The organism is Streptomyces sp. NPDC048383, from assembly GCF_040651775.1.
In the GTDB taxonomy this organism is placed as follows: Bacteria; Actinomycetota; Actinomycetes; order Streptomycetales; family Streptomycetaceae; genus Streptomyces.
On record NZ_JBEZKS010000007.1, the window covers coordinates 62,730 to 76,440 of the forward strand.

The window sequence follows — 13,711 nt, forward strand, 5'->3', positions numbered from 1 at the left end:
CCGCCCCGCACCGACAGTCACAGGTCGGTGTGGTCCCCGGCGGTGAGTCGGCCGTGCGGGGCACCGGACAGGGTGTTCAGGGCGGTGTCGTAGATGGGGCGGGCGATGTCGGAGAGGTAGGCGTCGTGGATGTCGATGGTCCGCCGCGGCTCGACCTCGCGGACCCAGTCGATCACCTCGGCGACCTTGTTCCAGGGGGCGTGCACCGGGATCATCAACGTCTCGACGGGCACGCCGGGCAGCGTCAGGGCGTCGCCGGGGTGGAAGAGCGAGCCGTCCACGAGGTAGCCGACGTTGGTGACGCGCGGGATGTCGGGGTGGATCACCGCGTGCAGTTCGCCGTGCGCCTGGACCGCGAACCCGGCGGCCTCGAAGGCGTCGCCGTGGCCCACGGTGTGCACCCGGTCCGGGTAGGCGGGGGCGAGCCGCTGTGCGACGGACCGCGGCGCCCACAGTCGGGCGGCCGGGTTCGCGTCGAGCGCGGCCCGCAGCCGACCCTCCTCGAAGTGGTCGGGGTGCTCGTGCGTGACCAGCAGGGCGTCCGCCCCGAGGCCGGCGTCGGGTTCGCTGAAGGCGCCCGGATCGATGACGAGCGTGCGCCCGTCCTTCTCCAACTGGACGCAGGAGTGCAGCCGCTTGGTGAGCTTCATGCCACCGAGCCTAGTGCTGTGGCCGGAAGGGTTTGCCGGGTCGCGGTGTTCGGTGCGGTGCGTCGCAAGGCGGAGGCCGCGGCTCGTACTGGACGTACTTCCGTGGTCCGACAACGCGGCGAGGTGCCGTGCCGGGCGCCGCGACCCGGTGGACCTTTCCGGTCACAGCACCAGGCCGGCCGGGCCCCCGGGCCCAGGCGCTACGGGGTGGTGGTGGAGACGACGTAGACGCGGGGGTTGGACGGCTTGGTGAGGTCGACCGTGACGTCCCGGGTGGGGCGCGGGTCCCGCGCGTCCAGTGTGGTCGCGTACCACTGGTGCTTCGGGCTCCAGCTCCAGCCGGCGACGCCCGCGTCGTGCGTGGAGATCGACACCCCGGGGGTGAGCGCCTCCCGGGTGGTGCCCATGTCGGCCAGGAAGGCGTCGAGCTGCTCGGGGGTGACGCCGAACTGTACGTAGAGCCGGCTGGTGCGCCAGTTGTTGGTCTCCAGGTACCCGACCAGCGAGGCCATCAGCGGGATGGGCACCTCGTAGATGCTGCGCTGCACCTTGGACGGCCAGGCCTCGCGCACCTTGACCGCGCCGACCTTCGCGGCCTTGTCGCGGCCGCTCTGGCGACTCTGTTGGGCGGAGACGGCGAGGTAGCCCGCCGGGACCCCGACGAGCAGCAGGATGATGATCGCGGTGATCCAGCGGCGCCGGACCACGTGCCTGCGGTTCTCGACGGTGGGCGCGGGCGGGTCGCCGGCCCCGGGGGGCGGGGCCTGGCGGGGCAGGGAGGGCGGGGTCACTGCTGTCCTGTGTCCTTGAGGTCCGGGGCGTCCGGGGCGTCGGCGGGGCCGGTGGCGGCGCGCCGGCCGAGCTGCGCGTAGCGTTCGTGGCGCTCGACGCGGCGGCGGGTGGCGCGCCGGAAGCGGCGGGCGACGAGCCGGGCGAGGTCGGCGGCGCCGACCATGCCGGCCTCCGGGCCGAGCTGGGCCTTGGCGATGCGGGCCTCGGGGCGGTAGCCGCGGCCGGTGAGGTGGCGCCGGAAGGCGTCCCGGGCGGGGCCGATGAGCAGGTCGTCGGCGGCGCTGACGCCGCCGCCGATGACGAAGCAGGAGGGGTCGAGGGCGGCGGCCAGGTTGGCGATGCCGACGCCGAGCCACTGGCCGATGTCCTGGAGGAGTTCGACGCACATGGCGTCGCCCTCGCGGGCCAGCTCGGTGATGAGCGGCCCGGTGATCTCCGCGACGTTGCCGCCGACGCGGGCGATGATGTTGTACGCGACCGGGGAGTCGGCGGCGGCCAGCTCGCGGGCCTCGCGCACCAGGGCGTTGCCGGAGCTGTACTGCTCCCAGCAGCCCCGGTTGCCGCAGGGGCAGCGGTGCCCGCCGGGCACGACCTGCATGTGGCCGAACTCGCCGGCGACCCCGTAGCGGCCCCGTTTGACCTGTCCGCCTTCGAGGATCGCGCCGCCGATGCCGGTTCCCAGCGTGATCATGACCAGGTGGTCCTCGCCGCGGCCGGCGCCGAAGCGCCATTCGGCCCAGGCGGCGGTGTTGGCATCGTTGTCCACCATCACCGGGACCGCGAGCCGCGACTGGAGCGCGTCGCGCAGCGGCTCGTCGCGCCAGGCCAGGTGCGGGGCGAACAGGACGCGGGAGCGGTCGGCGTCGACCCAGCCGGCCGCCCCGATGCCCACGGCGTGGACGTCGTGCCGGTCGGACAGGTCCAGTACCAGCTCGACGATGGTGTCCTCGACGACCTTGGCGCTCTTGGACTTGTCGGGTGTCTCGGCGCGGATCTTCTCCAGGATGACCCCGTCGGCGTCCACGACGCCGGCCATCACCTTGGTGCCGCCGATGTCGATGCCGACGGTCGGGACGCGCGGGGCGGTCAGCAGCGACCTGCGCTCACGGGTCCCGACGGTCCGCAGGACGGTGCCCCGCGCCGCCCCTCGGTGGGCGAGCGTGAAGTCCCGGTACGTGCTCATCGAGTCGTGTCGTCCCTCATGGTGCGGTGGTGCCCGGTGCGGCGCCGGGTGCGGCGTCCGGTCCTGATTCTGCCACCCGCTCCAGCTCGTGGCTCAGCTCGTCGAGCTCCGAACCGCCCGCCATCTGGCGGGTCAGCTCGTCCAGGGTGATCGAGTCCCGGGTGTGGCTGCCGGCCATCGTGCCGCGCTTGAGGAGCACGAAACGGTCCCCGACCAGGTACGCGTGGTGCGGGTTGTGCGTGATGAGGACGACGCCGAGGCCCGCGTCACGGGCGGCGGCGACGTACTTGAGGACGACGCCGGACTGTTTCACGCCGAGGGCGGCGGTCGGCTCGTCCAGGACGAGGACCTTCGCGCCGAAGTACACGGCCCGTGAGATGGCCACGCACTGGCGCTCGCCGCCGGACAGGGTGCCGATGGGCTGGTCGACGTCGCGCAGGTCGATGCCCATGCGCAGCAGTTCGGCGCGGGTGGTGCGCCGCATCAGGTCCACGTCGAGGCGGCGCAGCGGGCCGCGTCCCCTGGTGGGCTCGGAGCCGAGGAAGAAGTTGCGCCAGACGGGCATGAGGGGGACGACGGCCAGGTCCTGGTGGACGGTGGCGATGCCGTGGTCGAGGGCCGCGCGGGGGTTGGCCAGGACGGTTTCCTCGCCCTCGATCTCGAAGGTGCCGGCGTCGTGCCGGTGCAGCCCCGCGATGATCTTGATGAGGGTGGACTTGCCGGCGCCGTTGTCGCCGAGCACACAGGTGATCTCGCCGGCCGAGACCTCCAGGGAGACCCCTTGGAGGGCGCGGATGTTGCCGTAGTACTTGCTGACGTCGGTCAGCCGCACCAGGGCGGTACCGGTCTGCGCGCCGGGCGCGGTGTCCGTGCTCACTTGCTCGCCTCCGCCCGCTTGCGCACCCACGCGTTGAGCAGCGTGGCCAGCAGGAGCATCCCGCCGAGGAAGAACTTGAACCAGTCCGGGTTCCACTGGGCGTAGACGATGCCGTTGCTGGTCATGCCGAAGATGAAGGCGCCGACGGCCGAGCCGATCGCGGAGCCGTAGCCGCCGGTCATCAGACAGCCGCCGATGACGGCCGCGATGATGTAGAGGAACTCGTTGCCGACGCCCTCGCCCGACTGGACGACGTCGAAGGAGAACAGGATGTGCTGCCCGGAGATCCAGGCGCACAACGCGACGCCCATGTAGAGGCCGATGCGGGTCTTGACGACGGGGACGCCGGTCGCGCGGGCCGCGTCGGCGCCGCCGCCCACCGCGAAGATCCAGTTGCCGGCGCGGGTGCGCAGCAGGATCCAGGTGGCGACGGCGACCAGGACCAGCCACCACAGGATGGTGACCTTGAGGGTGACGGAGCCGATGTTCCACTGGGAGGCGAACAGCGCCCGGGCGGAGGAGAAGCCCTCCATGTCGGCGATGCTCTTGGTGGAGACGGAGCCGCTGATCAGTTTGGTGAGGCCGAGGTTCAGGCCGGTCAGCATCAGGAAGGTGCCGAGCGTGATGATGAAGCTCGGCAGTTTGGTGCGGGTCAGCATGAACCCGTTGAAGAAGCCGATGCCCAGCGTCACCAGCAGCGACACCAGGACGCCGACCCACACGTTGGCCGTCATCTGGTAGCTGAACATCGAGCTGAACAGGGCCGACGTGGTGACCATGACGCCGGCGGAGAGGTCGAACTCCCCGCCGATCATAAGCATCGCGACGGGTACCGCCATGATCCCGATGGTGGAGGCCGAGTAGAGGATCGTGCTCAGGCTGGAGGCCCGCAGGAAGCTGTCGGCCGCGAAGGAGAAGAAGACGAAGACGGCCGCCGCGCCGACGACCGCGCCCAGCTCGGGGCGGGCGAGGAGGCGGCGCAGCAGGGAGGGCGGCGCGAGGCGCTCGTCGACGGTGGGGGTCGCCGCGCTCACCGGGTGCCCCGCTTGATGTATTCCTCCAGCTCGGTGGCCTCGGCCCCGGTGACGATCTGCGGCCCGGTGAGCACCGGGCGGCCGCCGCCGAGGACGTCCGCGTTGTAGCGGTAGAGCCACAGCAGGTCCACGGCCTGGTAGCCCTGGAGGTAGGGCTGCTGGTCGACGGCGAAGCCGAGGGCGCCGGACTTCAGGTCCCGGGCGACGGATTCGTTGAGGTCGAAGGTGTCGACCTCGGCCTTGCTGCCCGCCGCGTCCTTCGCCTTGACGGCGGTCGGGGCGAACGGGGCGCCGAGCGTGACGATCGCGTCGACGGACGGGTCCGCCTGGAGCTTCGCCTGGATGGCCGCCTGCACGGACGGCATGTTGGTGCCCTCCACGTACAGGTTCTCCAGAGTCCCGCCGAAGGCCTTCTTGGCCCCCGCGCACCGCTGCTCGTGGCCGACGTTGCCCTGCTCGTGCAGGACGCAGACGGCCTTCTTCTTCCCGCGCTTCGTCAGCTCCGCGCCGACGGCCTCGCCCGCGATCTCCTCGTCCTGGCCGATGTGGGTGAGGGCCCCGTACGCGGCGGACTGGGCGGATCCGGAGTTGACGGTGATCACCGGGATGCCGGCCTTGACCGCCTTGCCGATGACGTCCTTGAGGGCGTCGGGCTTGGCGAGGCTGACGATGATCCCGTCGACCTTCTGGTCGATGGCGTTCTGCACGAACTGGGCCTGCTGCTGCGCCTGGTCGTCGTGGGAGTAGACGAAGTTGATGTTGTCCTTCGTCGAGGCCTCCTTGGCGCCCTTCTGCACGATGTCCCAGAAGGTGTCCCCGTCGCCCGCGTGGGTGACCATCGCGAACGTCCAGCGCGGGGTGGACACGGCCGGTCGGCCCGCGTCGGCCTTCGCCCGCTCCTCGGCACGCTTGCCGCCGGTGCTGCTGCAGCCCGCGAGGGAGGCTCCCAGTACCACCGCGAGCACGGCGCCCACGACGCGTACCCCTGTCCGAACCCTAGCCACGTCGCCGTGCCCTTCCCTCGTCCGCTATCAATCGGTCATTCCGGTTCCAGCCGCCCAGTATCCGCCACAGTGGACCATGAAGGGCCATCGGGTCATGCTCGGGCAGATTGACAGGTCCCCCGTACGGGGTCACGTTGAGTGCATGCGCATCGGGCTCATCGGAACCGGCCGCATCGGTTCGTTCCACGCGGCCACACTGGCCCACCACCCGGACGCCGGCTCGCTGCTCCTCGCCGACGCCGATCCCGGCCGGGCCGCACGGCTCGCCGACCGGTTGGGGGCCACCGCCGCGCCCGGCGTCGACCAGGTCTTCAGCTGGGGGGTGGACGCCCTGGTGGTGGCCTGCTCGACGGAGGGGCACGCCGAGCTGGTGCTGCGGGCCGTGCGCGCCGGGCTGCCGGTGTTCTGCGAGAAGCCGATGGCCCCGGACCTGGCCCGCAGCCTCGCCGTGCTGCGGGAGGTGACGGCCGCCGGCGGGGTGCTCCAGCTGGGCTTCATGCGGCGTTTCGACGCGGGCCTGCGCACCGCGCGGGAGCTGGTCCGCTCGGGCGCGCTGGGCCGGCTGCACACCGTACGGACGATGACGTCCGACCCGGCTCCGCCGGACGCCCCGTACCTGGCGACCTCGGGGGGCCTGTACCGGGACTGTCTGGTGCACGACTTCGACATGGTCCGCTGGGTGACCGGGCACGAGGTCGTCGAGGTGTACGCGGCCGGTTCCGACGCGGGGCCCGCGCGGTTCCGCGAGAGCGGCGACGTCGACACCGGCGCGGCCCTGCTGACCCTGGACGACGGGACGCTCGTCACCAGTTCCGCGACCCGGTGCAACGGCGCCGGCTACGACGTGCGGATGGAGCTGGCCGGCGAGCGGGACCAGGTGTCCGCCGGGCTGGACGACCGGACGCCGATCGCCTCCACCGAACCGCAGGGTCCGCCGGCGGCGCGCAAGCCGTGGGGCGGGTTCCTGGAGCGCTTCGGCCCGGCGTACGAGGCCGAGCTGGACGCCTTCGTCCGGCTGGTGCGGGGCGAGGGCCCCAATCCGTGCGACGGCCGGGAGGCGCTCGCCGCCTTCCGGGTCGCGGAGGCGTGCGAGCTGTCCCGCCGGGAGCGCCGGCCGGTGCGGCCGGCGGAGCTCCCGGATCTGTGAGGGGGCCCGGCTGCGGGCGGTCACGGTGCGACGCCTACCAGCGCACCGGGTACTGCTTGACGCCACGGACCAGGGAGCCGCTGATCCATTCGCGCGGTCCGGGCACCTCGGCGAGGTCCGGGAAGCGCTCCAGCAGGGCGCGCAGTGCGATGCGGCCCTCCATGCGGGCGAGCGGGGCGCCGAGGCAGAAGTGGATGCCGTGGCCGAAAGCCATGTGGCCCGGGCCGCGGCGGCGGATGTCGAAGGCGTCGGGCTCCGCGAAGCGGGACGGGTCGCGGTCCGCGCCGGCCAGGGAGATCAGGACCGCCGAGCCCTCGGCGATGAAGGCTCCGCCGATCTCCAGGTCCTCGCGGGCGAAGCGGAAGGTGGAGTTCTCCACCGGGCCGTCGTAGCGCAGGATCTCCTCGACCGCTCCGTCGATCAGCCCGTCGAAGTCGGCGCGCAGGGCCGCCAGCTGCTCGGGGTGGGCGAGCAGCGCCCGTACGCCGTTGGTGATGAGGTGGCTGGTGGTCTCGAAGCCGCCGATCATCAGCAGGAAGGCCATCGCGACGAGTTCCCGCGGGGTGAGCCGGTCGCCGTCGTCGTCGCGGCTCAGGGTCCAGGCGCTGAGCAGGTCGTCGCCGGGGGCGGCGCGCTTGGCCTCGGTGAGCTCGGTGAGGTAGGCGGTCATCTCCCGCAGGGCGGTGTCCTCGGCCTCCTGGCCGGTGGGCGAGACGATCTCGACGGACCAGGCTCCGAACGGTTCGCGTTCGGCGTCGGGCACTCCGAGGAGTTCGCAGATGACCGTCATCGGCAGCGGGTGCGCGAAGGAGGTGACCAGGTCCGCGCCGCGGGAGGGGTTCGCCGCCATCGCGTCGAGCAGTTCGTCGGTGATCTGCTGGACGCGGGGGCGCAGGTCCTCGACCCGGCGCGAGGTGAAGGGGCGCGACACCAGTCGGCGCAACCGGGTGTGGTGCGGCGGGTCGGCGCGGTGCATGTTGTCGCTCGCGTCGGTGGTCTCGCGGTCGGCGTAGCTGCGGCCGGAGGTCAGCCAGTTCTTCGAGATGGCGGGGTGCACGAGGGCCTGACGGGCCGCCTCGTCCCCGACGATGAGACAGATCTCGGTGCCGTCGGTCGCCTTGACCCGGTGGACGGGCCCTTCCTCCCGCATCCGCGCGTAGTGCGGGTACGGGTTTTCGTCGAAGTCGTCGGCGATCGAACTGATGTCGAGAACGGGCATGACGGCCACAGTAGGCCCGACGATCAAGCTGGCAGGAGCTACTTTCGGACAATCGTTCAGCCTGCGGCGCGACGCCCCCACGCGGTACCGGCCAGTACGAGGACAACCCCTGCCGTACCGACCGCGCCGAGGTGTTCCCCGCCGAGGGCGATGCCCGCCGCGGCCGCCCAGAGGGGTTCGGTGCCGAGCAACAGGCTGACCCGGGAGGGCGAGGTGCGGCGTACGGCCCACATCTGCACGAAGAAGGCGAAGAGGGTGCAGAAGACGGAGAGGAAGGCGAGACCGGCCCATTGGGCGACCCCGAAGTCCGCTGCGGCCGCCCACGGGGAGGAGCCCGTACCGGGCAGCGTGGCGAGCACGGCGAACACCAGGACGGCGCTGCCGAGCTGAACCGTGGTCAGGGACAGCGAGTCCGCGTCCTGGACGGCCTTGATCCGGGCCATCAGCAGCACGTGCAGGGTGCGGGCGAGCGCGGCGCCGAGGATCAGCCAGTCGCCGAGGCCGGGCGCGGTGAACCCGGCGCCCTGGGTGAGCAGCACGACGCCCGCGACGGAGACGGCGGCGGCGCCGAGGAAGGCGGCCGAGGGCGCGGTGCGGCGGACGGCCGACTCGGCGAGCGGGGTGAAGATCATCGTCAGACTGATGATCAGCCCGGCGTTGGTGGCCGAGGTGTGCACCACCCCGTACGTCTCCAGCAGGAAGATCCCGCCGAGCACGAGGCCCAGCACCCCGGCGCCGCGCAGTTGGGCGGCGCTCAGCGCGCGCAGCCGCGTCCAACCGGCGATGACGAGGACGGGCAGCACGAGGGCGAAGCGCAGCACGAGCACCGCGATCACGGTGTGGGTGGTGGTGATGCCCTTGGCGGCGAGGTAGCTGCCGCCCCAGACGACGGCGACGAGCAGTACGGGCAGATCGGCGAGCCAGGCCCGGCGGGGGGCGAGGGCGGGCGCGGGGGCGGCGAGGGTGGTCACCGGGGCGTCTCCAACGGCGGGAAGGGGTGGAGACTTCGGCGGCTCGCACGGGTGCGGACCCACGGTAACCGAGTCGATCTTCCCGGTCGACCCGGTTTCCCCACACCCCTCCCCCGCCACCGCGCGCCTCCCGCGCCGGAGGTTCGGATCCCCGCTCCGCTCCGAACCTCCGGCGCGGCAGGCGTGAACGCCGTGTCCGATTACCGCCGGCACCGACTCGACGGCTCACCTTTCATTGAACTCGCAACGACCAATGGGGCCGAACAGCCGAACAGCCCCGAAGCGGGAGGAACAGCAATGAACACTGTCAACACGGTGGCCCTGGTGACCGGTGGCAGCCGCGGCATCGGGGCGGCCACCGCCCTGCGCCTGGCGCGGGACGGCATGGACGTCGTGATCACCTGGACCCAGGACGCCGGGGCGGCGGCCGAGGTCGTCGGCAAGATCGAGGCGCTGGGCCGTCGGGCCCTGGCCGTACGGGCCGACGCGGGCAGCCCGGAGGGGCCCGGGGCGGCCGTCGCGGAGACGGTGCGCGCGTTCGGCCGCCTCGACGTGGTCGTCAACAACGCGGGCGTCGGCGTCCTCGGCCCGCTGGAGTCCCTCACCTCGACGGACGTGGACAAGGTCCTCGACGTCAACGTGCGGGGTTGCTTCCTGACCTCCCAGGCCGCGGCCGGCCGGATGGGGCGCGGCGGACGGATCATCACCATCGGCAGCTGCATGACCGAGCGGGTGCCGGGCCCGGGCGGGACCCTCTACACGATGAGCAAGGCCTCGCTGACGGGCCTGAACAAGGCGCTGGCCCGGGAGCTCGGCGAGCGCGGCATCACCGCGAACCTCGTGCACCCCGGCCCGGTGGACACCGACATGAACCCGGCCGACGGACCGTACGCCGGGCCCCAGGCGGCGCTGACGGCCCTCGGCCGGTTCGGCGCGCCCGACGAGGTCGCCTCGATGGTGTCCTTCCTGGCCGGGCCGGACGCCGCGTACGTCACGGGCGGCGAGTTCTCCGTGGACGGCGGGCACGCCGCGTAGCGTGCCGGCCGTCGGGCACGCCGCCCCCGGCGGACAGCCCGAAGGGGCGCACCGCGATGCGGTGCGCCCCTTCGGGCAGGGCCCGCGCCCCGGGGGTGTCGGCCCCCGGGGCAGTCGTCGGGAGGGGCTGCGTCAGCCGCCCAGCTCCTGGTGACGGGCGGCTTGCGCGGCCGTGCCCGTCTCCGTCAGCGAGCCGAACAGACGCAGGCGGGAGAAGCCGCCGTCCGGGAAGATGTCGATCCGGACGTGCGTGCCGACCGCCGGCGCGTCCAGTACGAAGCGGTGGTTGGTGTCGGGCTGCAGGCGGGTGCGCGGCAGGAATTCCGTCCAGTCGCCCTCCTCGCCCGTCTTGACGGACAGCGAGGCCCAACCGGCCGAGTTGCCCTTGAGGTACGCGGTGTCGATCTCGACGGCGCGGATCTCGGACTCGGCGACGAGCTGGTAGCGGATCCAGTCGTTGCCGTTGTCGCGGCGGCGGGCGGTCTCCCAGCCGTCGTCCATCTTGCGGGAGCGGCCGGGGTTGATGGTGTTGGTCGGCGGGGAGTAGAAGCGGTTGGACGCGTCCTGCACCGAGCCGCCGTTCTCCAGGGCGACGACGTCGAAGGTACCGAGCGTGGCCAGCCACCGCGGGTCCGGGACGACCTCGCCGTAGACGCGCAGGCGGGCGATGCCGCCGTCGGGGTGCTGGTTGACGCGCAGGTGCGTGAAGCGCTGCTCGGCGGTGACCTCGTAGCCGTTGGCCGCGTGGCCGCCGACCGCGGTGCGCGGGACGAGCACGGTCCACTTGACGTCGTCGCCGAGCAGTTCCTCCGGGGTCGGCGCGAGGGCGCCTTCCCAGTTGGTGCCCTCGATGGAGACGGCCTGCGGCATGTTGCCGCGGAAGTGGGCGGTGTCGACGACGATGCCGCGGATCACGCCGGGGGCGCCGAGGCGCACCAGCGCGTAGTCGTGGTCCTCGGGGGTCGGCCACGGCTGGGTGGCGGAGACGCCGCGCCGGCGGCGGGTCTCCCAGCCGTCCATGACCTTGCCCTTGTGGCCGAAGTGCTCGGGGTCGAAGTGCGCGGCCTCGGCGATGAGGAGGTTCTCGCGCATGGCGAAGAACTCGTCGTTGGCGAAGGTGACACCGGCGCCCAGCTCACGGGCGGCGAGGTTCGCGTACTGGGTGAACGGGAAGTCCGCGGTGCGGTAGTCCGCGTACGGGTCGCCGCCTCCGTACGGGTTCGCGTTGCCGGTGAAGGATTCAATCGCCACTGTCAGTTCTGCCTTTCGAGGAGGAGGCCCGTGGGCTCGGTCGGGGTGCCGTGGTCGGCGATCTGCGTGCCGCGCAGCCAGGTGGACTTCACGACGCCGTGCAGGGTCTTGCCCGCGTACGCCGTGACCTGGTTGCGGTGGTGCAGTTCCGCGGGGTCCACGGTGAAGGTCTCTTCGGGTGCCAGGACGGCGAAGTCGGCGTCGCGGCCGGCCTCGATCGCGCCCTTGCGCGCCAGGCCGGCGAGGGCGGCCGGGGCGGCGGACATCCAGCGGACCACGTCCTCCAGGCCGTGGCCGCGCTTGCGCGCCTCGGTCCAGATCGCCGGGAGGCCCAGCTGGAGGGAGGAGATGCCGCCCCACGCGGTGGCGAAGTCGCCGGTCTTCAGGTCCGCGGTGGAGGGCGAGTGGTCGGAGACGATGCAGTCGATGGTGCCGTCGGCCAGCGCGTCCCACAGGATGTCCTGGTTGGCGGACTCGCGGATGGGCGGGCAGCACTTGAACTCGGTCGCGCCGTCCGGGACTTCCTCGGCCGTCAGGGTGAGGAAGTGCGGGCAGGACTCGACGGTGATCCGGACGCCCTCGGCCTTCGCGGCGGCGATCAGCGGCAGCGCGTCGGAGGACGACAGGTGCAGCACGTGGACGCGGGCGTTCAGCCGGCGGGCCTGGTCGATCAGGTTCTGGATCGCGGTGTTCTCGGCGTCCTTGGGACGGGAGGCCAGGAAGTCGGCGTACTTGGGGCCCGGGTTCTGCGGCGCGGACTCCAGGTGGTGCGGGTCCTCGGCGTGCACGATCATCAGGCCGCCGAAGCCGGTGATCTCCGCGAGGGAGGCGGCCAGTTGCTCCTGGTCGAGCTGGGGGAACTCGTCCACGCCCGACGGGGACAGGAAGCACTTGAAGCCGTAGACCCCGGCGTCGTGCAGCGGGCGCAGGTCCTTGACGTTGTCCGGCAGCGCGCCGCCCCAGAAGCCGATGTCCACGTGCGCCTTGGTCCGGGCGACCTCCTGCTTGACGCGCAGGTGGTCCACCGTGGTGGTCGGCGGCAGGGAGTTGAGCGGCATGTCGAGGATGGTGGTGATGCCACCGGCCGCGGCGGCGCGGGTGGCCGTCCAGAAGCCTTCCCACTCGGTGCGGCCCGGGTCGTTCACGTGGACGTGGGTGTCGACCAGGCCGGGGAGCAGGACGTCGTCGCCGAAGTCCTCCAGCCGGGCTCCGGCCGGTACCTCGGCCTCGTACGCCAGCACGGCCGTGATCTTCCCGTCGGCGACGGCCACCGAGGCGGCGCGCGTCCCCTCGGGGGTGATGACGCGGGTCGAGCGCAGTACCAGTTCCACAGCCACGTCGGCCACCGGAACCTCCCCATCTACTTCCACAGAGCGAAATTCAACGTTCTGTTGACGGAGTCTTCACCTCGATCCGGAGCCAGTCAAGAGCGACCGGAGGGACCGCCGGCCCACCCGGGTCGCAATTGGATGTTTCCACAGGATGGAATTAAGATTTCACTATCCAGAATGTAGCTACCGCCACCAGGAACCGGACGGGTAACTTCCCGAGGACGTCCGCCACCAGGACAAACCCCCTCTGACCGGCGGGGACGGCAAAGGCCCGGCTCTAGGGCCGGCGTCGACCGACCGGTAGGCTGCTCCCTTGCCTGCCAGCACCGAAAGGACCGCGCCGTGCCGACGTCCAGCGCCAGCACCACCGACGCTTCCGCCAAGCCCACCGCCGCCGGCGGGGGCGTCCAGTCCCTTGAGCGCGCCTTCGATCTGCTCGAACGCATGGCGGACGCCGGCGGTGAAGTCGGGCTCAGCGAACTCTCCGCCGCCAGCGGTCTGCCGCTGCCCACCATCCACCGACTGATGCGCACCCTCGTGGCGTGCGGCTACGTCCGGCAGCAGCCCAACCGACGGTACTCCCTCGGTCCCCGGCTGATCCGCCTCGGCGAGTCCGCCTCGCGCCTGCTGGGCACCTGGGCCCGCCCCTACCTCGCCCGGCTGGTCGAGGAGACCGGCGAGACGGCCAACATGGCCCTGCTCGACGGCGACGAGATCGTCTACGTCGCGCAGGTGCCGTCCAAGCACTCCATGCGCATGTTCACCGAGGTCGGCCGCCGGGTGCTGCCGCACTCGACGGGCGTGGGCAAGGCCCTGCTCGCCCACACCCCCGCCGACGAGGTCCGCGCCCTGCTCGCCCGCACCGGAATGCCGGCCGCGACCGAGAAGACCATCACCACGCCCGACGGCTTCCTGGAGGCGCTGGAGCGGGTCCGCAAGGCCGGCTACGCGGTCGACGACAACGAGCAGGAAATAGGAGTCCGCTGCCTGGCCGTGTCGGTGCCGAACTCGCCGACCGCCGCCGCGATCTCCATCTCGGGACCGGCCGGCCGGGTCACCGAGGCCGTGGCCGAGTCCTTCGTCCCGATCCTGCAGGGCGTGGCCGCCGAGCTGTCGGTGGCCCTCCAGAGCCAGAGCCCGGCCTGATCCCCCGCGCGTCACCCACGTACGAAGGCCCCCGCCGCCCCTCTTCAGAGGTGCGGCGGGGGCCTTCGCAC

Annotated in this window: 13 protein-coding genes; 3 read left to right on the forward strand and 10 right to left on the reverse strand. The window is 72.1% G+C overall.

Annotation, left to right across the window (positions count from 1 at the left end; genetic code table 11):
• Positions 1 to 17: 17 nt before the first annotated feature.
• From AB0D46_RS07575 to AB0D46_RS07600, 6 genes are all read right to left on the reverse strand, one after another.
• The gene (locus tag AB0D46_RS07575) at positions 18 to 650 is read right to left on the reverse strand and encodes an MBL fold metallo-hydrolase (RefSeq protein WP_362876350.1); all 633 of its coding nucleotides are present in this window, start codon (positions 648 to 650) and stop codon (positions 18 to 20) included.
• A gap of 200 nt (positions 651 to 850) precedes the next feature.
• On the reverse strand, positions 851 to 1,441 hold the full coding sequence (locus tag AB0D46_RS07580) for a hypothetical protein (protein WP_362876351.1): 591 nt from the start codon (positions 1,439 to 1,441) through the stop codon (positions 851 to 853).
• On the reverse strand, positions 1,438 to 2,625 hold the full coding sequence (locus AB0D46_RS07585; RefSeq protein ID WP_362876352.1) for an ROK family glucokinase: 1,188 nt from the start codon (positions 2,623 to 2,625) through the stop codon (positions 1,438 to 1,440). The genes AB0D46_RS07580 and AB0D46_RS07585 overlap by 4 nt, the downstream gene beginning before the upstream one ends.
• Positions 2,626 to 2,641: 16 nt before the next feature.
• The gene (locus tag AB0D46_RS07590) at positions 2,642 to 3,502 is read right to left on the reverse strand and encodes an ATP-binding cassette domain-containing protein (RefSeq protein WP_362876353.1); all 861 of its coding nucleotides are present in this window, start codon (positions 3,500 to 3,502) and stop codon (positions 2,642 to 2,644) included.
• Complete coding sequence (locus tag AB0D46_RS07595) at positions 3,499 to 4,536, reverse strand: ABC transporter permease (protein WP_362876354.1); 1,038 nt, start codon at positions 4,534 to 4,536, stop codon at positions 3,499 to 3,501. The genes AB0D46_RS07590 and AB0D46_RS07595 overlap by 4 nt, the downstream gene beginning before the upstream one ends.
• Positions 4,533 to 5,510 carry a sugar ABC transporter substrate-binding protein gene (locus tag AB0D46_RS07600; RefSeq protein ID WP_362876355.1) on the reverse strand — a complete coding sequence of 326 codons (978 nt, stop codon included), beginning with the start codon at positions 5,508 to 5,510 and terminating at the stop codon, positions 4,533 to 4,535. Before AB0D46_RS07600 ends, AB0D46_RS07595 begins: the two co-directional genes overlap by 4 nt.
• Before the next feature lie 172 nt (positions 5,511 to 5,682).
• Here AB0D46_RS07600 and AB0D46_RS07605 point away from each other — a divergent pair, with 172 nt between their 5' ends.
• Positions 5,683 to 6,687 (forward strand): Gfo/Idh/MocA family oxidoreductase, encoded by a 1,005-nt coding sequence (locus AB0D46_RS07605; RefSeq protein WP_362876356.1) that lies wholly within the window; start codon positions 5,683 to 5,685, stop codon positions 6,685 to 6,687.
• Between the two features lie 34 nt (positions 6,688 to 6,721).
• Here AB0D46_RS07605 and AB0D46_RS07610 read toward each other — a convergent pair whose 3' ends face one another.
• Together AB0D46_RS07610 and AB0D46_RS07615 are read right to left on the reverse strand one after the other, a co-directional pair.
• Positions 6,722 to 7,906: a cytochrome P450 gene (locus AB0D46_RS07610; protein WP_362876357.1), complete on the reverse strand. Its 1,185-nt coding sequence runs from the start codon at positions 7,904 to 7,906 to the stop codon at positions 6,722 to 6,724.
• Positions 7,907 to 7,962: 56 nt separating this feature from the next.
• On the reverse strand, positions 7,963 to 8,877 hold the full coding sequence (locus tag AB0D46_RS07615; RefSeq protein WP_362876358.1) for a DMT family transporter: 915 nt from the start codon (positions 8,875 to 8,877) through the stop codon (positions 7,963 to 7,965).
• Between the two features lie 297 nt (positions 8,878 to 9,174).
• On the opposite strand from AB0D46_RS07615, the gene AB0D46_RS07620 reads away from it, so the two are divergent.
• Complete coding sequence (locus AB0D46_RS07620) at positions 9,175 to 9,912, forward strand: SDR family oxidoreductase (protein WP_362876359.1); 738 nt, start codon at positions 9,175 to 9,177, stop codon at positions 9,910 to 9,912.
• A gap of 132 nt (positions 9,913 to 10,044) precedes the next feature.
• Here the strand turns inward: AB0D46_RS07620 and alc are convergent, their stop codons facing one another.
• A complete protein-coding gene (alc, locus tag AB0D46_RS07625) occupies positions 10,045 to 11,163 on the reverse strand; it encodes an allantoicase (protein WP_362876360.1) in 1,119 nt (372 codons plus the stop codon).
• A 2-nt stretch (positions 11,164 to 11,165) separates the two neighbouring features.
• Positions 11,166 to 12,509, reverse strand: a complete 1,344-nt coding sequence (gene allB / locus AB0D46_RS07630) for an allantoinase AllB (protein WP_362876361.1) — start codon at positions 12,507 to 12,509, stop codon at positions 11,166 to 11,168.
• Between the two features lie 327 nt (positions 12,510 to 12,836).
• Between allB and AB0D46_RS07635 the strand changes: the two genes are divergently transcribed.
• Entirely contained in the window at positions 12,837 to 13,640 is an 804-nt protein-coding gene (locus AB0D46_RS07635) for an IclR family transcriptional regulator (RefSeq protein ID WP_362876362.1), read from the forward strand.
• Positions 13,641 to 13,711 lie beyond the last annotated feature (71 nt).

Bases quoted from the DNA above. Each gene is read 5' to 3' on its own strand.
- AB0D46_RS07575 (WP_362876350.1), bottom strand. From the start codon at position 650: ATGAAGCTCACCAAGCGGCTGCACTCCTGCGTCCAGTTGGAGAAGGAC.
- AB0D46_RS07585 (WP_362876352.1), bottom strand. From the start codon at position 2,625: ATGAGCACGTACCGGGACTTCACGCTCGCCCACCGAGGGGCGGCGCGG.
- AB0D46_RS07605 (WP_362876356.1), top strand. From the start codon at position 5,683: ATGCGCATCGGGCTCATCGGAACCGGCCGCATCGGTTCGTTCCACGCG.
- AB0D46_RS07610 (WP_362876357.1), bottom strand. From the start codon at position 7,906: ATGCCCGTTCTCGACATCAGTTCGATCGCCGACGACTTCGACGAAAAC.
- AB0D46_RS07620 (WP_362876359.1), top strand. From the start codon at position 9,175: ATGAACACTGTCAACACGGTGGCCCTGGTGACCGGTGGCAGCCGCGGC.